A 19758-nucleotide genomic window follows, 5' to 3' on the forward strand; every position below is an offset into this window, starting at 1 on the left:
CTCGCCCCGGTCAGCTGCTGTGCGCGGGAACGAGAACCAGCGAAACCTCGCCGGCAGCGGCAGCTTGGGTCAGCTTCGGCGCGGCCGTCTGGTCAACGACCAAGGAAACCGGCAGATCGCCGCCGCCGGCAGAAGCACCGTCTCCACCGTTGACCGTCTGGACCTTGGCGCGATCGACGAGCAGCGGTTCGCTTCCGGCCGTACCACCAGTGCCGCCCGTGGCGGCTCCGCTTGCCCCAGCAGAAGACTTCGAACCATCGGTCCCGACCCGGTACGCCGCAACCACGTCACCGGCCTTGAGCCCACCCGGATACTGCCCGCTCTTCAGCGACAGCCCCACAACGACCTGATTGGCCTTCGGCCCCTGTTGCTCGGTCAGCATCGGCCCCACCAGCACCGAACCCTCGACAAGATCAGTCGAAGCGCGGTACTTGCTCAAAAGGCCGCGCTGGGACCACTCGACATATTGGACATCGGAATCCTTCGCCACCATGACCGAAGAGATCGCCGACTCCGGAACCTTCTCACCGGCCGAGACCCTCTGCGTCACCTTGATTGCCTCAACACGTTCCCCGGCACGCAGCACGAGAATGGTGGAACCAAGTGCGCCAGCCAAAATCAGGAGCACGGCCAGAGCTGCGAGCGCAGGCTTCCGCTCCCGTGGCGTAACTGGCAGCCGCTCACCGACAGGTGGACTTACCGGACTGCCGCCGCGGGTGCCCGCCTGCGCATGCTGCTGAGTGTTCACGAGCTCCCCCCGGATGTCCCCAAGTGCCGCTGTGCATCCGATGAGGTGGGTCTTGAGCCCGCTGCGACAAACGGCTAACTGCTAAGCCTTGGCACCGTATCAGCCGCTCAGTACCCCCTCAAGGGAGGTCAACTGGCTCGCACCGTTGGCGGGAGAGTGACATGCCCCATTCATTCCGCTCTCCGAAGAGTGCACGCCGGGACGTCCACCAACACTGCTGGCTGGCGCCGAATCACCACCGAAGACAAAACCGACCGACACGCACAGCAAGACAACGTTGAAATTGAGCCATCCACGCCCCGTCGCCGGGCAGTGCCCGGCGACGGCGTAGGCTTATCAGCCCCAAGAAACACGGCGATGCCGCGGAAATCGTGGAGTGGTGGCGGTGTTCCAGGGGTAACCGGTTCATCGCAAGGCTGCACGCGGCCCGAGCTGCCGCGTGCCAGCCGCTGCCATCTGCGCATCATGTGCATCGTCTGCGTGACGATGATCCGTGTTTGCGCGTCAGCGATTGATCGCTTGGGCCTCTTGAACGGTGATGTCGGTGGTTGTACCGAAGGTGCCGTTGGGAAGGTCGCCGCTGGCGCCACCAGAGCCCTTCCATGCGATCTCCCAGGTCAGGGTTGCTTTGAGTTTGTGAGGCGGCGTGTTCGTGGTGGCGCGCAGGTAGGTGACGCCGCAGGGTGGGTCCTGCTTTCCCTTGCCCTTGACGTAGGGGGTGCCAATGCTGCCATCGTCGTTGATCGGGCAATCGCCAGAGGCAGGGAAGACCTCCGCGTCCTGAGTGCCCGGCTCGATGTGCAGGCTGACCGGTTTGGCAGTCGTCGTCGCCGACATGTCGAGGGCTGGGAGGCTCGCCGTCACAGATATTGGCTTGAATCTCGCCTTATTTAGCCAGACCCAGGTAGGGAGGTTAACTGTCTGCTTCCCGTTAGGGTTCATTGAGACGGCGGTGTCAGGGACTCGGATCTTGTCATAGGCGAGTCCCGCAAGAATTTTTGGTGAAATGGCGTGCTCGACCTTAGGGTCCTCACCCTTTTTCACCCACCATGGGTCGCGGGAGAAGCACTCCCACGCAGCGGTTTCATCCATCCGGTCGCGGTTAATGAAGTGCCCCCACCAGTAACCTTTTCCGGTGTCATCCTTGTGGAAGTTCTCGTCGGGGGCCCCCTTCCCGAACTTCTTCTTCGATTTCTTCACCCACTCGGCTTCGTCGGGGCCATACGACCACAGGTCTTCCCACCACGCCTTGTACTGATCGGGCGTGTATTTCGGCGCAAACCAGCAAGGTGGAGGCGTCCAATCGCCAACGGGTGTTACCGCACCAACAGATCCGCCCGACCCGTTTTTCGTCAGATCGTAGGTGATCTTCGATGCGATCTCTTGCCCCTTCTTCTCACCGCTCGGTTGACCTCCCTGAGACCCTGGCTTCGGTCCCCGGCCTGGGGCACGCCCATTGGCAAGTGCCTCAGATGAGGTCGAAGCGAACGTCACGGCAACCAAGGCCACGGCTAGAATCCGGCCTGTCTTCTTCAACGGCATTGGTGAGCCCCCCTCTTGGACATCATCTGCGCGGCCTGCCACACGCCCTTCTCGTCCTTCTCCAGTCGCAAGTTGTAGAAGACATATGCGTCGGCGACCGATGATGCACCATCGGTCCGTTTTCCAGTCTTGCGATCCTTGTTGTAAGCCTTAGTCTCATCACCACAGTAGGTGAGGCCGGCCGATCCGTCCTTGAGGAACGTGACCTGCCGGTTGAAATAGCGCACGGTTCCCGTGATGCTCTGGCCGGCATCCACAAACTGCTGTACCCATTCCACACTTGCCTTCAAGGCGTCGCTCTTGGCATAGAACTTCAATGCATCAGAGTCCGGCACTCCTCGAATGATGGCATCATCCGTTGCCCGAATGAACTCTTGGTTGTCCTTAAGTACAGCGGCCTTCCTCGCATCGTCGGCGCCACTCTTCTCAAAGACGAGCTTGTCGTCCTCTGGAAGGGTGATCTTGGGCCGCTCGACCCCATCGTCTGAGGGGGAAGTGCTCGGCACTGCTGACTTCGACGAGTGATCTGTGCCTGGGATCTCGTCAGACTCCTTAGACTTGTCGTCGCTTCCGCCGCACGCGGTCAGCAGCAGAGCCGCGCTGACAGCAAGCGCGATGGCGGTGGGCACAAGACGGCGGGCCACGAGCAACAACTCCCGGTAGGAATAGACTATCCAATGAGCTAAGACGCTATCGCTGTCGTGCATGGTTCCGCTGCAGGACCGGTCATGTCATGGCTTGCTCAGGGACGGGATCGGGTCAACTGGCCCCGCCAGCCGCAGAGGGTCGAGTGCGGCCTGCCCCGTGTTGCCAAATCTGTGTCAGGACCTGGCACTTGCCGAATCTGGAGAGCGGTCCGCCCACTCAGATAGAAGGAACGGGCCGCAGCGACCGCGCCACCGAAGTCGTGGAAGGCCCGGTCGCGGGCGGCTGCGTCGCGGGTGACGGTACCGGCGTCCAGCCCCAGGTCCCAGCAGGCCAGCAAATGGCGAGTGATCCGGGTGGTATCCAGGCGAGAGACTGTGTGCTGCGGGTTGGCGTCGACGGCGTGAGCGTTGATGTGCAAGGCGGCAGTGACCGCCTCGGCCGTAGCCGTAGGGTCGACAAGGAGATGGTGGCCGCCGATCGGGGTGGGCCACACGTCCCAGGCGCTGTCCCAGACTGCCGAGCGGACCAGGATCCGCAACATTTCCTCGGAGCCGTCGAGGGTGGCCAGTTCGTGGTCGGTGAGCTAGAACGCGCGCTGGCCGGGTACCAGGGCGTCGGCGTGAAGTCCTTGGGCCGCGGAAGCTTGAAGGGCTGCTGCCTCCAGATCCGCGGGGCTCTCGCAGTTGCGCCATGCGATGGCGGACAGGATGTGGGTGCGCCACGGCTGCGTGAAACCTGACTCGTGTTCGCGAGCATGGATATCACGTCCCCGACGTAGCCGAAGGGCAATTGATCAGTCTGGCTAGCGAATTGCCTGAAGTTATGTGACATTAGGTCCCAAAATTCCAGACACTGAGCTGGGTGTCGCGTGAGACTGCGAAGAAGCCCTTCACGGCACGTGAAGGGCTTCTTCAGTGTGCCAGTTCAGTGAGCCTTCTGGTACGCCTCGCGAATGTCAGCTGGCACACGACCGCGATCGTTGACCTGGTAGCCGTTCTCCTTCGCCCATGCCCTGATCGCCGCGGTGTCGTCACCGCTGACGGCAGCCTTCCGGGGCTTGCGAGCCCTTCCAGTCTTGCGGCCGGCCTTCAGGAAGGGGCCAACCGCCTCAAGCAGTTTGTCGTAGCTGTCCGACCCGAGGTCGATCTCGTACGTCACACCGTCAAGAGAAATGGTGTGCGTTGCGGCCTCTGAGGACTCTTCGCCCGTGAGGTCGTCTGTGTAGATGGTGACAATCTTCTGTGCCATGGGTCAAAGTGTAGAGGCGCCTGGTGCTTTCCATCTCCACAGCTGATCGCACTGCAACTTTCGTCAGTGTTTTAAACGCCAGCTGGCAGCGCGTTCAGTCGTTCGCGAAACTCGCGTACGGCCGGGACGGAGCGATGTGCGTTGAGTCCGCCTGAGAACTCCTTCAGCCTGTCCAAGGCGCGAATCGAACTGACTCGACTCTCCAGCAAATCGGCGCCGTAATTCGCGGCATCGAGTGCGCCGTCGAGGTCGTGGCCTTCTAGACGGGCCTCAGCGAGTCGGCTGGACCGCACGGCCTTGTCCCTCGGAGCTGCCTTCCTGACCGAGGTCTCCAGAGAGGCGGTGGCCCGGTCCACCTGACCGGACCGAAGCATCACCTTGCCCTCCGTCGACTTCAACTGGGCCTCTCCGTACCAGTCAAGCCAGTCTGGCGACTCGTCGTCTGCCAAGTGTGCTCACCGTCGCCGCCGAGCGCAGAGCTGGACGGTGGTGAGGAGGTCGTGGCCCGTGGCGTGCGGATCGTCAGGGGCTGTCTCGTCGGCGATTTGCGCGGCGCGGCGTTCGAGGGCGGCGACGTTGGCTGAGTTGTCGATGGTGGCGACGCCATTGACGGTGACCTTCAGCGGTTCGGCGACGAGCGCGGCGACCCGCTCGTGCAGGACTTCGAGGGCGACGGCTTTCGCTGAGCGCAGATGCTCGTACCGGGCCGTGAGGTCTTCGGCGTCGGTGTCGGGTCCGAGCTGGGATTGAAGCCAGCGCAGTACGTCGATGTTCACGCAGTTCCTGGTTAAAGAGGCGGCGGGGAGGAGCGCGGGTTCGGCTCCTCCCCGCCGCGTGGGTCGGCCCTAGGCGGGCTTCGCCTTCCGGGCGGACTTACTGGGGGCTGACTCCTGGGTGGGCGGCTGTCCGCCTTCCCAGCAGCACGGATTGGTGATCTGCTCGGCGATCGCCCGATCCGTGACCTGCTCGCCGGCGAGCAACACCACGGGGATGCGTTCAACCGGGTCGAGGACGTGGACTGCGGCTGCCAGGACGCCCAGGGAATTCACGGCGGCGCTCATTAGAGGACGGTCGCGGTGATGTGGCAGTCCGGCGAGTACAGGACCGGCATCGCCATCGCGGCACCCTTGGTCCAGATCTGCACCGGGTCGTCTTCGACATCGCGGGTGATGACGATGCCCGGCGCGTCCTCCCGCTCGATCTGGGGGTTCGTGCCGCGCGACAGAGCCAGGGATTCGGTGGTGGTGCCGTACTGGGTCTGGCCCCACTTCGCTCGGTCCGGCGGAAGCATGATCCACCGGTCATCCGGCAGGACCCGCTTCGAGACGTCGTCCTGCCAGACCTGAGCCTTGTAAAACGTGACGGGCGGCAGACCGTAGGTACCACGCACGGAGTTGATCTGTTCCGGGTTCAGCGTCGCAGTCGGCGTCTGTCCGCCAGCCGGCGTGCCGTAGTAAGCCGCCCGGTAGGACTGGTTGCTGGCCAGGTGCGACCACGCCTTACGGGAGGTGAGCACCATCTCCGGCGCGGGCGCGCCGATCGAGTCGAGGTAGTCGATCCACCGCAGCTCGTCCGCTATCGGATCGGCGTCCGGGGCGCTCCACGGCTTCGGCGCGGTCGGCATGTTGGCCTGCGGTACGCCGTAGTCGACCTCGACGGTCAGACCGTTCTCGCCTGCCAGACTGAACTTGCCGTCCAGGAGCACATCACCGGCAGCGAGCTCCAGACGGGAGCGGATCGCCTCGACGTGCCGCTCCACGTCGTCGTACAGCAGCTCCACCAGGCGGTCGTCGTCCGCGCCGCGGGAAGCGTCGAGGAGCAGCTGCTCCATCTCGCCGATCAGGAGCTTTTGGCCCAGCGCCGGAAGGGTGCCCTCGGTCTGGGTTGACTCGGCCTGCCGCTTCGCGAACGGTACGGACGAGTCGAAGGCACGGTAGGAGGCGGTGTTGACGCGTCGCTTGGACTGCCGGACCCGCCACTTCACGTCCTTCACCTGCGTCTCGGCGAACACTGACTGGGTGAGGAGGAAGTCAGCCGGGGTCGGGATGGACCTGGCGTAGACCGTCAGGTCGGCGACGGATACGCCCTTGAGGAGGTCGGCGACGCTCATGCGCTCACCGCCCCGAGGAAGCGGATCTGTGCGGCCGTCGGGTTGAACGCAATCTTCGTGGGGTCGATGCCGCCGGGGATCTTGGAGGTCTTCACGGTGCCGTGCCAGAACAGTGCCGCGGGGACCTTGGTGGTGCCGGGCGTGAACGCTGCTTCGGCGTATACGAGGCCGGCGAGGGTCTCGCGGCCGTCCTTTGCCGCAGGGTCGTACGGGCCGTAGAGGCCGGAGGTGGTGATGCGGCCGACTGGGACACCGGAGCGGACGTAACCGTGCGGCTGGCCTGCGGACGGCTCGACGTAGTGAGTGTCCTTGGCGAGCTTGGTCAGGTCGAGAGTGATGGTCTCCGTGGAGTCGGTGCCGTGCCGGGAGGCGAGCCAGTCCCGGTCAGCGGTCACCGTGACGGAGGTGGTGTACGGCTGGATCAACGCCGCTTCTCCTGGTGGTGCTGGGTGCGGTCGCGCACTCACCCGGTGGTGGCGCGGTCCACGAGGAGGAAGGGAGGGGCGTGGTCCCCAATTTGACCCCAGCCAGGGCCAGTCGGTGTTACTTGGGGGCGGGGAGGATGCCGCGGCGGCGGGCCATCTCCAGACCGGCCGACCCGGGTTTGTGGTCGACGCCGCCGGGGCGCGGCGGCGGGACCGAGGCAGGAGCGCCGCCAGGAGCTGCAGGAAGCTGCTGGGCACCTGCGGGGATGCTGGCGAACAGCTCGGGGCGGCGAGTCTTCAGCTCCTGTACCGCCTCGCTGAGGGCGTCGCTGTCCGCGTCGTCCGGGGCGCGCAGGAGTGCCACGGCGTCGTCCAGGTCGTGACCGGTTGCCCCAACGCTGGCGAGGGCAGCTCGGCGGGCAGCGTCGCGCTCGCGGGTAAGGGCCGCAGCTTCACGGGCGGCAGCAGCCTTCTCACGTTCGATCACCGTCTGTTCGCGGCGCTCCGCCTCGGACAGCTGCTCCTGCTCGGCCTGCCGGGCACCGGCGAGGTACTCCTCAAGTGCGCTGGTATTGGAGAAGCCGAGCTTTTCGATCAGGCCGCGCACCGCGGCCCGGCCGCCCTGGTCCTTCTCCCGGGCCATCAGCGTGTTCAGCTGCTTCTGGCTGATGCTGACGGTGACCTCGTCGTTCGACGGATCGTCGGAGGAGGCGCCGAGCATGGGGTAGATCGGGCGGCCGTCACGGCGGTAGCCGAGCACGGTACGCGGAGCGGGCAGGCTGCGGGTCATCAAGTGGTGCTACTCCCATGACGGCCCCGCGCCGTGATCGAGTCTACGGATGCCAAGAGCACATCTGCTGCCCGGCACTGGCCACTCGGATCCGGTAGGCCAACCAGGCTGGCACACGGCTCCGTTAGATGTCGGTCGGCGCAAACCTGAGATGATCAACTTATGTCTGAAGTCCCAGGATCTAACCTGATATCTCCTGTCGTGTCCCTGGCGAAGGGCTCCGAGCCGCTCAAGAAGCGCCGTGCGGCGAAATGGGGAGCAACGGCCGCCGTGGTCGTCGCTGCGGGAGTCTCGCTGTGGGCATGGGAACCGTGGGTGGACCGCAGCCCCTTCACCGCCTTGGTCGCCGGAGCGTCACCCGTGACGGACCCCGGGTCCAAGACTGAGAGCGGCGAATGCACTCCCAATCTTGCCGGGGAAGCCGTGGTCATCTACGACGCCTCAGGCAAAAGCAAGTTGGCCTCCGGCATCGAACCCAGCACCGGCGAGGTACTGCCCAGCTCGTACGGTGACGTCGCAGGTTGGTGCTTCTACGTGACGCGCATCGACGGCCTGCCCGGCGGCGAAGGCACCTACAAGGTCCAGGTGGGCCGGGGAAACCTCGTCACCGTCGAAGAAGAGCATCTTCGTCAGCCCGTTGATCAGCAGCGGGAAGGGATGAGGAAGACGAAGCTGCCGCCCGATGACGCACCGGCACCGGAGCTTCCTGCCGAGCAGTGATCCGGCTGACTTCCTCCCGCGCATCCTCGATCGGGTATCCGGCGTCCTGCAGCATCCGGATCCCGGTCTCCAGAGACAACACTCCGGCGGACACACCCTTGACGACCTCATCAAGGATCGCCGTTCGGTCGGTCGGGGTGTGCGGGCCGAACATGATGCGCGCGGCCAGCGGCTGGCCCGTGGGCCAGCCTTCGGCTCGGCCGGCCTGGTGGATGCGCTGCACCATCTTCAGCAGCAGCGCGTATTTGTGGGCGCGGGCCAGACGCATGGAGTCCACCAGGGAATCCAGCGGCCCGAGTGACAGCTGGAGCGCGTAGCCGCTCGGCACGTCGGAGGGGTCGACGGTGCCCAGACTCACGGCGGGCAGGCGGGCGTTGACGGCGGCCCGGTCGCGGATCTCCTCGACCCTGGCCCGCAGCTCCGAGAGCTGTCCAGAAGTATCGAGGACGTCCATGCGTCCGCCGTCCGCGAGCTGGAAGACCGTGCCGGGCTCGACTGCAAGGGGCTTGGGGCGGCCGGTGACGCGGTCGACTTCGGCACGGGCCCCGGCAAGGCCGATGATGGGCGCACCCGTGGTCGCGGAGGCGCGGGCGGAGTCGGTGTCGGTCTCAGCCAGCTCGTCCAGGGCCTGCATGACCTTTGCCAGGGTGGACTGTCCAAAGTGCTCGCCGTCCGCGACGGTGTTGCTGATGTGGACGAGCGGGATGAAGTCGAGGTGCAGATCCAGCTGGTGCAGGACTTCACCATCAGTCCGGGTGCGGAAGTGCGCCTTGTCCAGGGGGAGATCGTCCAGGCTCTGCCCGTGGCGGAGATCGTCGAGGAACCATTCGGCATCGGTCAGATAGCAGGTGGTCCTCGACGAACGGTCGAGAGCCCACGGGTAGGTGCGCTCGATGTGGCCCGCTTCCGGCACATACCGGTCGCCGGGCTTCAGCACCTGGGAGCCCGCTTCGTCGAGGACGGGATGCCGTCCCGCCCGACCGCTCTCGTCCGTGCTGCTGCGGGTCGCCGGAACCACGGGCCCCAACTCGTAGGTGATCCTGCGGACCTTCGGCTTCAGTCCACTTCTCGGATCCTCAGGTATCTCCCAGGCCAGATGGACTCGCCGCGGGTAGTCACCTGGATCGGCGTCGTCCTCAAGGACAGGGAAGTAGAAGCCGGGATCGTAGGTCTTGAGTCGCACTCGGCCCTTCTCCGGATCCCAGGCCAGCAGGAATAGCCCATCGCCGAGGAGGACCGCCTTACGTTCCGCGGCCTGCATCCGCAGCGGCAGCAGCTCAGCCTCCGCCCACTCCCGCAGCCGCTGCTGCACGGCAACCGCCGCCACGGCCTCGGGGGGTGCATCGTCGTCACCTGCGTGCTCGGCGCCGGGCACAATGATCTGCTGTGTCTTCCCCAGGAGATGAGCAAGCGTGGTATCGACGAACGTGGACGGGTCCCCGAACTCCCTGCGCTCAGCCGCGCCCTCGTTGCCGGCCAGTGTGGCCAGTTCACCGGCCTGGTTGGAGTCGTACGCGGCAAGGAGCTTGTATGCGGAAAGACGGCGAACCGCATCGTCGGGGAGCCAGGTGCCCTGTAGCTCAGGCGTGAGGGCCCGATGCGGTCGCCCATTGTACGTACCGGCCATCACCGGTTTGTAGTTCAGCCACGACCAGGCATCGGTCAGGAAGGTCCGGAGGCCCACGAAGACAGTCCGATTCGTCAGCCCCGCGCTCCCTCCACCATAGCGAGGTGGACAACTGAGGATCTCTGCTGCTCTCTATCCTGAGAGATCAACCCACCCGAGTCCTGGGTCGGTTCCTCGCAAGCGGACCGTCAACAGCGCAGACCCATACGGAAATTGATGATGTCCCGAGCGCCGTGGACGGCTAGAGTCCAGACACCATGACGATCGAGCGTACGGTCCTCGAGGAGGACCTCGAACTCAGGCCCGGTGCGCGGCTCGCCGGCCAGTGCGCGCACTGTCGCAAGCATGTGGCCTATGGGGTGTTGAAATACGATGCCTTGGACCCCCGTATCGGCTTCTTGGATCCACCCGAGAGGCTCTATGAAGGATTATCTCAACCGAGTGATGTGACCTTCGAGCTCGGCATTATCTGCAACTGGTGTAACAAAACCAGCCTCTACGTTCACCGTGTGAGGGGCGAGTACCGCCACAACAGTGACGGCGTAGTGGTGATGGAACGGAGCACCGCTGAAATCACCCAAGTGTGGCCGGCGCCGCTTCCGCGAGAGCTCGCTGATGATGCGCCACAGACAGTGCGCGAAATCTTTGCCGAAGCCGCACTGGCTGAGGCGGCAGGGGCACTCCGCCTGGCTGGAGTTGGGTATAGAGCAGCAGTTGAGCAGATCGTGAAGGAGCGTGGTGCGCAGGGAAACAGTCTGTACCAGCGCATTACCACTCTCTCCCAGCTGGGAGTAGCTCAGGAAACTGTGGACGCCTTTCACGAGGCTCGCCTCGTAGGGAATGACGCCGCACACGACGGTCTGGCGTACTCCGCTGAGGAAATTGCGGACATTGCAGAGCTGATCGAGGAAGCCGTTCTCGTGTTGTACGTGCAGCCTGCACAGCGGGCCAGGCTGGTGTCCCAGCGAGCCGCTCGACGTGCGGCAGCGAAGCAGGCCTCACCCTAGTACTCCAGCCGTAGTTGTGGATCTTGGTGGGCCGCCATCGACAAGCAGCCGAGTGCGGGAAAAGTGAGCGGAGTGAGGACTCACTCATTGACGGAGTGAGTCCTCACTCCGTACTCTCGCGGTCATGACAGCACCTAAGGAGAACCAGACCACCCGCCGCCGCGCCCCCGGCATGTCGCCGGAGCAGCGCCGCGAAATGATCATCCAGACCGCGATCCCGCTGATCGCCGAGTACGGCGCTGCGGTGACGACCGCGAAGATCGCCCGCGCCGCGGGCATCGGCGAGGGAACGATCTTCCGGGTCTTCGCCGACAAGGACGAGCTGCTGCAGGCATGCGTGGCCGAGGCGCTCTCCCCCGAGCACGCGGTCCGTGAGCTCGACGCGATCGACGTATCCCAGCCGCTGCCCGACCGGCTCGCGGAGGCGGCCGAGGCGCTGCAGGCGCACATGTCCAGGATGGGCGCAATCCTCGGCTCGCTGGGGCATCGCGGCGGCAAGCACCCCGGCACGGTGCGCGGCGCGGGCCGCGACGAGTCGACGGCCCGTATCCGTGCGGCCCTCGCGGAGCTGCTGGAGCCCGACGAGGCCGCCCTGCGTCGACCGCCGGAGCAGATCGCGGCCCTCTTCTTCGGGCTGCTCTTCACTCAGCCGCGTACGGAGGGCGAGCCCGACCTGACCCCGCAGGAGCTGGTGGAGGTCTTCCTGCACGGGGCGCTCTCGGGGGCCGCCAAGTGAGCGCGCGGAGAAGGCGCCTGGGGGTTACGGCCCTGGCCGTCCTGGCCCCCGTCCTGGTGTGGCTGGTTGCGGACCCGCTGCTGGGGCACCGACTGCGGATCGCCGACGGCGAGCAGACGCTCGACATCGGCGCCGTGCCCGTGGCGGTCGTCGCGCTGCTCGCGTCGCTCTCCGGCTGGGGACTGCTGGCCGCCCTGGAGCGGTTCGGGGCGCGGCGCGCCCGCGCCATCTGGACCGGGGTGGCCGGCGTCGTACTGGCCGTGTCCTTCCTGCCGTTCATCGGCGCCGGCATGGACGGCGGCACCCGGTTCTTCCTCGCTCTGATGCACCTGGCGGTGGCGGCGGTGCTGGTCCCGGGGCTGGTCGGCAGGTCCCCCGGGGCGGGAGCCGGTGCTGCTAGGGGGTGACCGCCAGCACCAAGTACGCCGCGAACAGCACCAGATGGCGGCAGCCCTGCTAGAGCGTCGCGCGGCCGGGGATGACCGTCAAAGTGCCCACCACGATCGAGATGAAGAGCGATACCTGGTGGGTCGGGCCGAGGCCCAGCAAGAGCGGACCCTCGTGCCAGATCGCTGCGATGGCCACCGCCGGGATGGTCAGGCCGATGCTGGCGATGTCGGAGTCGTAGGCAAGGTCGGGGGAGGTCTGGGGGGTCGGAGACAGGTGCGGCCACCGGTGATCATCGGTGTGTGAAGACTGAAGATCAGGCGGTGGCCGCTGGTCACAGCGTAGACCCGGGCCGTTGGGACGATGACTTCGCAGGGCTGATGCGGCGCATAGCCGGACGGTTCGCGCGTGCCGAACCCCGCCGTCGGGTGGGGACGTTCGTCCGAGGGCTGCTGGCGGACCTGCCGCGGAAGAACTGCTGGACGATCGCGGAGTGGGCCGGCGAGGCCACACCGGATGGGATGCAGCATCTGCTGGAGCGGGCGAAGTGGGACGCGGACGCAGTCCGTGACGATCTGCGTGAGTACGTCGTCGACCACCTGGGCGCCGAGCAGGCGGTGCTAATCGTCGACGAGACGGGCGATGTGAAGAAGGGGCAGGCGACGGTCGGGGTGCAGCGTCAGTACACCGGCACGGCGGGCAGGATCGAAAATGCGCAGGTGGCGGTCTACCTGGTGTATGCCACCGAGCGTGGACACGCCGCTGTGGACCGGGAGTTGTACCTGCCCCGCATCTGGGCCGAGGACCCTCAGCGATGCCGGGCGGCCGGGCTGGAGTCCGACACCACGCGCTTTGCGACCAAGACGCAGCTGGCCGCGGCGATGATCGAGCGGTTCTGCGAGGCCGGGCACACGGTCGGCTGGGTGACCGGGGACGAGGTCTACGGAGGCAACCCCGCTCTGGCCCAGATGCTGGCCGAGCGCCAGATCGGGTCTGTCATGGCCGTCTCGTGCCGCACTGAAGTCCGCACGGCCGGTGGGAAGTTCCGTGTCGATTCACTGGTACGCAAGGTGCCACGCACCGCTTGGCAGCGAATGTCCGCCGGAGGCGGCGCGAAAGGGCCGCGCCACTACGACTGGGCCGCCATCGACCTGCTCCCGGAGGCCGTCGCGGGCGTCTACCGGCTGCTCATCCGCCGCAACCGCACCACCGGCGAACTGGCCTACTACCGCTGCTTCAGCCCCCATCTGGTGCCGATCGGCACGCTGGTACGCGTCGCCGGGATGCGCTGGAGGATCGAGGAGACCTTCCAGGCCGGCAAAGGACTCGCCGGCCTGGACGAGCACCAAGTCCGCCGCTACACCCCCTGGCTGCGCTGGGTCACCCTGGCCATGCTCGCGCATGCCTTCCTCGCCGTCGTCCGCGCCCGCGAGCACCGCGACCAACCCGTCCCCGACGGGCTGATCGCACTCACCTGCAACGAGATCCAGCGACTGTTCACCACCCCCACAACGCCGCCCGACAACCAACGCGAACACCGTCTGCACTGGTCCCTATGGCGCCGCCGGCATCAAGCCCGGGCCCGCACATGCCACTACCGCCGCCGCACAGCCACACCATGAAGATCCACAACTACGGCTGGAGTACTAGGTAGTGGTCGCCCCGGCAACCCTGTGCGGCAGCGTCGCTGAGAACGTACTGCGCCGTGGAGCAGGGGCCCTATGGCATCGAGTCACGCAGAGGCCTGAATGTTCACCCTGTGATAGCGGCTTCGAGGTATGCGAAACGTCACCTCCGTGCCCGCAGGCGGCGATCGCTGTACGGCAATGGAGTTGCTCCACTGATCTGTGGGTCTGCCAGCTGCGTCAGAGCATGCACGGCAGCATCCATCCGGTCTGGGCTGTCCATGCCCGCGACCCAGGTCACCATCTGCTGCTCCAGCGTGGGCCACTCCCCGACATGGTGGACACGGCCCTGCTCATAGAGCTGAGCGATCGGCTCCGCCCGCAATCTCTTGCCGTGCTTGGCGGTCACTGGCAGCACCGCGGGCATGAGCAAGTTCTCCGTGCGCTGCTCGCGCTGGAGCTCCTGCCATGCTTGCTGCAGGATCTGGCGGGTCATGTCCCCGCCGTAGTTGCTCTCCACCACGATCGCGTCCGCCCGCAGCTCGATCGCCAACAGACAGGCCTCGCGCCCCCACGCGTCGGCGCCGCGGTTGCCGGAGCGGTCGTCGAGGACGTACAGATGTCCTTCGCGGTCGTTGGCTGCGGCCACGATGCCGGTTTCGTCACCGACAGCGGACTCCCCGCCCGCCGGGTCGACGGCGACTACGATCCGGGCGAGGTCGATGCCGCGGAACTGGGCGGCGCTGATGCGGTTGTTGGTGATCCAGGGCCACTGCCATACGCCGCCATCCTGCGGGCGAGGCTGCTGCATGTAGAGGGACCACCAGACGCGTTCGCCCACGGAGCGGCGGATTTCGGCGAGCGCGTCAGTGTCGTACCGCTCCGGCCACAGAGCTGTCCCGATCGGGCGACCGAGGGCGTCGTCTTCGGAGAGGGCGAGTGCGGGGAGGTCGATGACCGTCCACCGGTCGCCCTCGTCCGCGAGGACTCGGCCGGCTAGGTCGTCCTCGTCCCAGCGGGTCTGGATCAGGATGACTGAACCGCCGGGCTCGATGCGGGTCAGGAGGACGGCCTGCCACCACTCCCACAGCCGCTTGCGCATGGTCGGCGAGGAGGCCTCGGCCGCGTCTTTGATCGGGTCGTCCACCACGGCCAGGTGTGCGCCCTTGCCGGTGAGGCCACCGCCGACACCGGCCATGACGGCGCCACCCTCGGTACCGGCCAGGTCGAAACGATTCGCCGCACTGGAACCAGGCCGCAGGCTGACGCCGATCTGAGGCCCGTAGTTGAGGATCGCGTCGCGGATCCACCGGCCGTGATCATCAGCCAGGTCCGAGGAGTAGGAGGCGATCATCACCCGGTGCTCGGGGCGTCGTCGCAGGTACCAGAGGGGCGCCCACCGTGCGGCTCTGCGGCTCTTGCCGTGTCGGGGCGGCATCGTCAGCAGTAGTCTGGTCGGCTTCCCGGCAGCGACCTGTTCGAAGGCGGCGTCGATCAGGCCCAGGTGCGGGGCCTGTATCTCCCGGCTGTCGGTGAGCACGGCGGCCATCGCGCCGGGCGAGCGGTCCATGGCCAGCTCGCGCTCGATGCGTACGAGGCGGGAGCGCAGTTCAGGACTGGAGGCTGCGGCTATCTCATGACGGCGCTGGGCGGAAAGCGTCCGGTAGAGCTGGAGGACCGCAGCTTCGTCAGCCCTCGCCACCCTCGCCGCCAGCGAGGTTGATAAGGCGCTCCAGTTCGTTCAGACCCGCGGTCTCCACCTGGACGGCACCGCCGTCCGGGCCGGACAATTCGGTGCGGGCGGGCCGGTCCAAGCCGAGGAGGCGGCTGCTGCGTTCGATGATCCGCACGGCGCGGTCGATGGCTTGGTAATCGCCGTTGCGGATCGCGGCCCGGTATACGCCGAAGAAGAGTCGCTCCAGTCGCTCGACCATGAGCTGCCGCAGTTCGTCGGCGTTCTCGTCGAGGGCGGTGGTGCGCTCGGCGAGGGCTTTCGAGACGTCCTTGCAGGCGAGCTCGATGAGCCGCTTGTCGCTGGGGGGCTCCTGGCCGCGCTTGTACTTGTCGATGCCGTACCCCTGGGGGTAGGCGATGGCGTCGGAGTTGATGGCCGGGTCGGCGGCGAGCTTGCGGCCTATGGTCAGCCAGTCCACCCCGGCGAGCTTGAGGTCGATCGCATCGGCGCGGCGCTGGGTTATCGCAGCCCGAGTGGCCCGGTTGGGGCGGCCCATGACACAACTCCCTGGCCCCGCGCCTCCCGTCCATGATCCCTGACTGAAGCGCCAGGCCGGATTGTGCGGGTGCGCCGCGCCGCATAGGCCAGATTCATCGTTGGCCGCCGGACCGGCGCCTGGTCTATTGCAGCACCTGGTACGAGCGGCTGCGGCGTGGGGTGTGGGTGACGATCCCCTCGCGCTCCATCGCCTGCAAGTGGTATACGACCGTCGAGGCGGATACGCCCACCGCCGTCGCAACCTCCCGTATAGACGGCGGGTATCCGACGTCGTCGGTCAGCTCGCGCAGAGCGCGGAATATCCGATGCTGGGTGTTGGTCATGTAGGCGGTCATGATCTGCCCGCCTCAGGTTCGGCTCCCACGCCTGCCGCTTCAACGCCATCCTGGCGGCCCGGTGCACGGCCGGGGATGGTCGCCCAGTAGGGGTCCGTGCTGATGCGTACGGACAGCCGCTGCAGCGTGCGCCGCAGAACCGTGGTCTGGGCGGGATTCTCTGTCGTGGCGAGCTGCCGGTACGCGGTGTACCAGTCGCGCTGGGCCTGCATGAGGTCGTCTGGGAAGGCATAAGGCATCACCCAGGAATTGCATCACATGTTCGAATTATGGCGCAGCGCACGGATGGGTGAATGTGCCGTCGACGGATACTTGACCATTTCGATCTTTAGTTGGCCAGTCGGCCCCGTGCGCTTCGGAGATTGATCCGGCCTGTGTCCGTCCGGTGCGGAAGAATGTTGGTCAGTGCGGGCCCGCGTCGGCGCTGGCGCCTGCGGCGCCCTCAGGTCCCTTCATGCCTTCGCTCGGCAGGACGGGCGTTAGAGGGTCGCGAGGGCCGCCTGGTCACAGTTGAGCTTGGATGAGGGGGCTTGGTGGAGAAGTTCGATGAGGGACTGCGTTGCCAGGACGTGCACGCGGGGCTACGGAACGTGGACCCGAATTCTGGGTCGCTGACGCCGCTAGCCGACACCCAGCTGATCGGCATGGCTGCCAGTCTGGCTGCCCTCATCCGGGGGCAGGAGGTGATCCAGAACGCACAGGCTCTACGCGCCGTGGCAGCGGAGCAGCTGGATGTCAACCAATTCGCCTTCGATCAAGTCATCACCGCATTGGCGGACGTGGGCTTTGTTGAGGGCATGCAACGATCCGGCGGCAAGATCACTCAGTTCACCGAGAGCGTGCCGTACTACGACGACCTCTACGCGAAGCTCGGGGAGGCGTGGCGGGACCGTCAGCCCTCTGAGGCGGAGGAGCAGTTGGTGCTCCTCGTGGACTACTTGGCGGATGGGCCAGTTCCGGAAGAAGAAGCCGCAAGCCAGGTGGGTCTGGACTCGGCCGCGCTGCCCAGCTTGCTGGAGATCGGCGAGCGATCCGAACTCGTCAAACGGATCCAGGTACCAGACGGTGACGTGCTCTACTCCCCTTTCTTCGGCTTCGAGAACCCGCAGGTGATTGCTGAACTGGTCCGTGATCACGGGGCGGACCAGCTTGCGGAAGCCTTCGCGGCCGTGCGCGGGGAGCAAGGCCTGCCGGTCGGGGATGGCCAGCCCCTGTTGCAGGACGCGATCGCGCGAGGTCTGCTCCTGGCGCCTTCGGTGGAGCGGCCGGACCATACAGTTCAGCCTTTCGCGGCGTTGCCGTACACCCTTGACCGGGAGCTGCTACGAGGCCGAAAGCCCGTCTTGGAGAAAGCTCTGGCGTTGCTGGCCTGTCTGCGGTGCGGCCAGCACTTCGGGGGCGTCACTGACCTTCCGCCCGAGGCGTTGGTGGCCGTCATCGACAAACTGCTCGATCCGAACCGTGGCTTCCTGTATCCGCACGGCTCGCACGAGCGGCAGTACCGGTTGGTGCACGCGGCAGGGCTGATTGCGTTCGATCCCGACCTCAAACCGGGTGGCAGCTGGGTCACCCCGCGTTTCATCGACACGCCGGACAACCGCGAGGCTCTGCGGATCGCCCGTGAGCTGATCGCCTTCGGGGAGCAAATCGAGGGCCGGGTGGGCGACGAGCAGGCTCGCCAGGCACTGGCGCTGGGGCAGCCATTCATGGCGCCCATGCAGACCATGTCCCGAACGCGTGCCAAGGCTCATGTCGGGCCGAAGCAGTGGCAGGGCTTCGTGGATGCCGCTCTGGGAAGGGGACGTGCCCGATGACCGAGCTTGACCTCGGCCTCAAGGTCGCTTCGCGCCGGCTGCTGTGGCGGATGGGCTACTCCACCCGTTTGGACGTGCAGCTGCGCAGCGTCGCCATGTTCGATGCCCTGCCGCCTGGGCAGCGCGGGCGCCGCTCCGGGGCGCCCGAGGCCTACACCGATCTGGACGTGCTCGGGTACACCGTCGCGGGGGGATTTCGCCTGCAGAGCGCCATCGTGGACTGCAAGACTTCCAGCAAAGGCTCGACGAACCGCATGTTCTGGGTTCGGGGCGTGGCCGATTTCTTCGCCGCGGACGCCGCTTACATGGTGCGCGAGAAGGATCTGAGCAACGCAGCGAGGCAGTTGACGTCCCGATTGAAGATCTCCGCGCTCAATAGCGTGGAGGTCACAAGCCTGGAGAAGCTGCATCCATGCGATCTCGCACTGGACGCTGAGCCCCTGGCGTGGCTGTTTCAACCGGATAAGGCCACGACCGTACTGCGCTCCTTCGGTGAACTAGACAAGCGGCTCAAGCCGCTCGTGGAGTACCGGGAGTTTACGTACTGGATCACCGAGCAGCACCGGAATCTGATGCAGTTGATCGACGAACTCGCCGCCGCTGCTCAGCACTTGGATCCCCGAATCCCTCAGCACCTGGCGCTTGTCCTGGACTGCGCCTGGCTATATCTGCTCTCACTGAGCCACGCCGTCGAGAGTGTTCGGGTCACCCATGTTGCCGATCCTGATCGCGGACTGCAGGAGTATCTATTCGGAGGGCCCGCAGGGCTGCGCGAAAAACAGAACCTGTCGCAGTTGCTGGAGAGCATCAAGAGCAGTGGCGCCCTGCCGGAGCAAGTGCACGTCGATCTGCTTCCGACGTACTTTCCGCGCCTGCGTGAACTTGCGGTCCGAGTCCTTGCGAGGCCCGATGCTGTGTTGCCTGCTCTGCGCATGCTTGAGCTCGCCACGTCGGTCACCGCGCTCGGCAAGCGGATCGAACAGCCGGAGGACATGGGGGGCCTGTACGAGGAGGTAGCTGCCAAGCGTGCTGCCGATGTCGTTGGCTTCCTTGTAGGCAGTGCCAACCTGGATGCCGGGTTCCGTTCTCGCGCACGTTCCCTGCTCCTTGGTGAGCCCGTGACGTGATGGCACATGACGGGTTGGGAGCGGGGCAGGCAGCGCGCGTCTGACGGTGCACAGGTCGGGTGGCCTAGCAGCGGGCGGAGCCCGTGTGCTCCCGGGCTCCGCCTCCGGGCTACATGAGCGGCAGTTGCTCGCTCCCTAGTAGCGGTTGTTCGTCGGCTACGACCTCGACCTCGGGAACCCCGCGATGAGTCCGCAGCCACCAGGCGAATTGCCAGTTACGGCAGGTCCGGTGCAATCTCGACTGACGCAGTGGAGCGTCGGCCGGGATGGATTGCTCACCCCAGCCGAAGATGGGCCGCGCGTTGGCCAGCCGCACCGTGAGACCGGGCACCATGGCGTCGCCCTCCCAGGTCTCGCCCGGCGCATACTCAAACGCCAGATGGGCGTTCCTGGGCCAGTCCCATGGGAACGGAAGGGCGCAGAGATACCAGGCAGCCGGCGGATTCGTTGCCGGCAGCCAGAGCGTTTGATGCTGCTTCCGCCGGTCGATCCAGGGCTTGTCGCAGTCGGCGAAGGTCTTCAGACAGTGCTGCGTGAGGTCGAGTTCGCGGATGCCGGCCAGCCACATGATGCGGTAGCTGGAACGTGCTTCTATTTCAGTGCGGACCCTTTGCGGGTCCGCCCCCGATTCCATTC

22 protein-coding genes and 2 pseudogenes are annotated in these 19758 nt (G+C 66.0%); 7 read left to right on the plus strand and 17 right to left on the minus strand.

Annotated features, from left to right (window positions below):
- Positions 1–10: 10 nt before the first annotated feature.
- The 10 genes and pseudogenes from K9S39_RS19365 to K9S39_RS19410 form a co-directional block, all read right to left on the minus strand.
- The gene (locus K9S39_RS19365; protein WP_248864625.1) at positions 11–748 is read right to left on the minus strand and encodes a hypothetical protein; all 738 of its coding nucleotides are present in this window, start codon (positions 746–748) and stop codon (positions 11–13) included.
- A 504-nt stretch (positions 749–1252) separates the two neighbouring features.
- The gene (locus K9S39_RS19370; protein WP_248864626.1) at positions 1253–2290 is read right to left on the minus strand and encodes a hypothetical protein; all 1038 of its coding nucleotides are present in this window, start codon (positions 2288–2290) and stop codon (positions 1253–1255) included.
- Entirely contained in the window at positions 2281–2997 is a 717-nt protein-coding gene (locus tag K9S39_RS19375; protein ID WP_248864627.1) for a hypothetical protein, read from the minus strand. The genes K9S39_RS19370 and K9S39_RS19375 overlap by 10 nt, the downstream gene beginning before the upstream one ends.
- 865 nt (positions 2998–3862) lie before the next feature.
- Complete coding sequence (locus tag K9S39_RS19380; RefSeq protein WP_248864628.1) at positions 3863–4186, minus strand: histone-like nucleoid-structuring protein Lsr2; 324 nt, start codon at positions 4184–4186, stop codon at positions 3863–3865.
- Between the two features lie 71 nt (positions 4187–4257).
- Positions 4258–4626: pseudogene (locus K9S39_RS19385) on the minus strand (transcriptional regulator); the annotation flags it as partial.
- Between the two features lie 15 nt (positions 4627–4641).
- The gene (locus K9S39_RS19390; protein ID WP_248864629.1) at positions 4642–4962 is read right to left on the minus strand and encodes a hypothetical protein; all 321 of its coding nucleotides are present in this window, start codon (positions 4960–4962) and stop codon (positions 4642–4644) included.
- Between the two features lie 69 nt (positions 4963–5031).
- On the minus strand, positions 5032–5247 hold the full coding sequence (locus tag K9S39_RS19395; protein ID WP_248864630.1) for a hypothetical protein: 216 nt from the start codon (positions 5245–5247) through the stop codon (positions 5032–5034).
- Positions 5247–6296 carry a major capsid protein gene (locus K9S39_RS19400; RefSeq protein ID WP_248864631.1) on the minus strand — a complete coding sequence of 350 codons (1050 nt, stop codon included), beginning with the start codon at positions 6294–6296 and terminating at the stop codon, positions 5247–5249. The genes K9S39_RS19395 and K9S39_RS19400 overlap by 1 nt, the downstream gene beginning before the upstream one ends.
- Entirely contained in the window at positions 6293–6721 is a 429-nt protein-coding gene (locus K9S39_RS19405; RefSeq protein WP_248864632.1) for a head decoration protein, read from the minus strand. Before K9S39_RS19405 ends, K9S39_RS19400 begins: the two co-directional genes overlap by 4 nt.
- A 118-nt stretch (positions 6722–6839) precedes the next feature.
- Entirely contained in the window at positions 6840–7511 is a 672-nt protein-coding gene (locus K9S39_RS19410) for a hypothetical protein (RefSeq protein ID WP_248864633.1), read from the minus strand.
- Between the two features lie 162 nt (positions 7512–7673).
- Between K9S39_RS19410 and K9S39_RS19415 the strand changes: the two genes are divergently transcribed.
- Positions 7674–8231, plus strand: coding sequence for a hypothetical protein (locus K9S39_RS19415; protein WP_248864634.1), 558 nt, complete (start codon positions 7674–7676; stop codon positions 8229–8231).
- Here K9S39_RS19415 and K9S39_RS19420 read toward each other — a convergent pair.
- Positions 8116–9915, minus strand: coding sequence for a hypothetical protein (locus K9S39_RS19420; protein ID WP_248864635.1), 1800 nt, complete (start codon positions 9913–9915; stop codon positions 8116–8118). The genes K9S39_RS19415 and K9S39_RS19420 overlap by 116 nt on opposite strands.
- Positions 9916–10115: 200 nt before the next feature.
- On the opposite strand from K9S39_RS19420, the gene K9S39_RS19425 reads away from it, so the two are divergent.
- The 3 genes from K9S39_RS19425 to K9S39_RS19435 all read left to right on the plus strand — a co-directional run bounded on the left by K9S39_RS19425 (position 10116) and on the right by K9S39_RS19435 (position 12008).
- Entirely contained in the window at positions 10116–10865 is a 750-nt protein-coding gene (locus tag K9S39_RS19425) for a DUF4145 domain-containing protein (protein ID WP_248864636.1), read from the plus strand.
- Between the two features lie 124 nt (positions 10866–10989).
- Entirely contained in the window at positions 10990–11601 is a 612-nt protein-coding gene (locus K9S39_RS19430) for a TetR/AcrR family transcriptional regulator (RefSeq protein ID WP_248864637.1), read from the plus strand.
- Entirely contained in the window at positions 11598–12008 is a 411-nt protein-coding gene (locus tag K9S39_RS19435; protein ID WP_248864638.1) for a DUF6069 family protein, read from the plus strand. The genes K9S39_RS19430 and K9S39_RS19435 overlap by 4 nt, the downstream gene beginning before the upstream one ends.
- A 49-nt stretch (positions 12009–12057) precedes the next feature.
- On the opposite strand, the pseudogene K9S39_RS19440 reads toward K9S39_RS19435, so the two are convergent.
- Positions 12058–12249, minus strand: a pseudogene (locus tag K9S39_RS19440) (ion transporter permease); the annotation flags it as partial.
- Positions 12250–12368: 119 nt separating this feature from the next.
- On the opposite strand from K9S39_RS19440, the gene K9S39_RS19445 reads away from it, so the two are divergent.
- Positions 12369–13610 (plus strand): IS701 family transposase, encoded by a 1242-nt coding sequence (locus tag K9S39_RS19445; protein WP_248864639.1) that lies wholly within the window; start codon positions 12369–12371, stop codon positions 13608–13610.
- Between the two features lie 166 nt (positions 13611–13776).
- Here the strand turns inward: K9S39_RS19445 and K9S39_RS19450 are convergent, their stop codons facing one another.
- The 4 genes from K9S39_RS19450 to K9S39_RS19465 form a co-directional block, all read right to left on the minus strand.
- A complete protein-coding gene (locus K9S39_RS19450; RefSeq protein ID WP_248864640.1) occupies positions 13777–15315 on the minus strand; it encodes a phage terminase large subunit family protein in 1539 nt (512 codons plus the stop codon).
- Complete coding sequence (locus K9S39_RS19455) at positions 15302–15844, minus strand: hypothetical protein (protein WP_248864641.1); 543 nt, start codon at positions 15842–15844, stop codon at positions 15302–15304. The genes K9S39_RS19450 and K9S39_RS19455 overlap by 14 nt, the downstream gene beginning before the upstream one ends.
- Before the next feature lie 124 nt (positions 15845–15968).
- Entirely contained in the window at positions 15969–16181 is a 213-nt protein-coding gene (locus tag K9S39_RS19460; protein WP_248864642.1) for a LexA family protein, read from the minus strand.
- Positions 16178–16423 carry a hypothetical protein gene (locus tag K9S39_RS19465; protein ID WP_406707971.1) on the minus strand — a complete coding sequence of 82 codons (246 nt, stop codon included), beginning with the start codon at positions 16421–16423 and terminating at the stop codon, positions 16178–16180. The genes K9S39_RS19460 and K9S39_RS19465 overlap by 4 nt, the downstream gene beginning before the upstream one ends.
- A 291-nt stretch (positions 16424–16714) precedes the next feature.
- Here K9S39_RS19465 and K9S39_RS19470 point away from each other — a divergent pair, with 291 nt between their 5' ends.
- On the plus strand, positions 16715–17995 hold the full coding sequence (locus tag K9S39_RS19470; protein WP_248864643.1) for a hypothetical protein: 1281 nt from the start codon (positions 16715–16717) through the stop codon (positions 17993–17995).
- Entirely contained in the window at positions 17992–19122 is a 1131-nt protein-coding gene (locus tag K9S39_RS19475; protein ID WP_248864644.1) for a hypothetical protein, read from the plus strand. Before K9S39_RS19470 ends, K9S39_RS19475 begins: the two co-directional genes overlap by 4 nt.
- Before the next feature lie 109 nt (positions 19123–19231).
- Here the strand turns inward: K9S39_RS19475 and K9S39_RS19480 are convergent, their stop codons facing one another.
- Positions 19232–19756: a hypothetical protein gene (locus K9S39_RS19480; protein WP_248864645.1), complete on the minus strand. Its 525-nt coding sequence runs from the start codon at positions 19754–19756 to the stop codon at positions 19232–19234.
- Positions 19757–19758: the final 2 nt, after the last annotated feature.

It is taken from the genome of Streptomyces halobius (assembly GCF_023277745.1).
GTDB classification, from domain to species: domain Bacteria; phylum Actinomycetota; class Actinomycetes; order Streptomycetales; family Streptomycetaceae; genus Streptomyces; species Streptomyces halobius.

What these genes read in the sequence shown, in the direction of transcription:
- K9S39_RS19455 (WP_248864641.1), bottom strand. Translation starts at nt 15,844, where the DNA reads ATGGGCCGCCCCAACCGGGCCACTCGGGCTGCGATAACCCAGCGCCGC.
- K9S39_RS19445 (WP_248864639.1), top strand. Translation starts at nt 12,369, where the DNA reads ATGCGGCGCATAGCCGGACGGTTCGCGCGTGCCGAACCCCGCCGTCGG.
- K9S39_RS19395 (WP_248864630.1), bottom strand. Translation starts at nt 5,247, where the DNA reads ATGAGCGCCGCCGTGAATTCCCTGGGCGTCCTGGCAGCCGCAGTCCAC.
- K9S39_RS19380 (WP_248864628.1), bottom strand. Translation starts at nt 4,186, where the DNA reads ATGGCACAGAAGATTGTCACCATCTACACAGACGACCTCACGGGCGAA.
- K9S39_RS19460 (WP_248864642.1), bottom strand. Translation starts at nt 16,181, where the DNA reads ATGACCGCCTACATGACCAACACCCAGCATCGGATATTCCGCGCTCTG.
- K9S39_RS19370 (WP_248864626.1), bottom strand. Translation starts at nt 2,290, where the DNA reads ATGCCGTTGAAGAAGACAGGCCGGATTCTAGCCGTGGCCTTGGTTGCC.
- K9S39_RS19430 (WP_248864637.1), top strand. Translation starts at nt 10,990, where the DNA reads ATGACAGCACCTAAGGAGAACCAGACCACCCGCCGCCGCGCCCCCGGC.
- K9S39_RS19475 (WP_248864644.1), top strand. Translation starts at nt 17,992, where the DNA reads ATGACCGAGCTTGACCTCGGCCTCAAGGTCGCTTCGCGCCGGCTGCTG.
- K9S39_RS19410 (WP_248864633.1), bottom strand. Translation starts at nt 7,511, where the DNA reads ATGACCCGCAGCCTGCCCGCTCCGCGTACCGTGCTCGGCTACCGCCGT.
- K9S39_RS19375 (WP_248864627.1), bottom strand. Translation starts at nt 2,997, where the DNA reads ATGCACGACAGCGATAGCGTCTTAGCTCATTGGATAGTCTATTCCTAC.
- K9S39_RS19425 (WP_248864636.1), top strand. Translation starts at nt 10,116, where the DNA reads ATGACGATCGAGCGTACGGTCCTCGAGGAGGACCTCGAACTCAGGCCC.
- K9S39_RS19400 (WP_248864631.1), bottom strand. Translation starts at nt 6,296, where the DNA reads ATGAGCGTCGCCGACCTCCTCAAGGGCGTATCCGTCGCCGACCTGACG.
- K9S39_RS19480 (WP_248864645.1), bottom strand. Translation starts at nt 19,756, where the DNA reads ATGGAATCGGGGGCGGACCCGCAAAGGGTCCGCACTGAAATAGAAGCA.
- K9S39_RS19415 (WP_248864634.1), top strand. Translation starts at nt 7,674, where the DNA reads ATGTCTGAAGTCCCAGGATCTAACCTGATATCTCCTGTCGTGTCCCTG.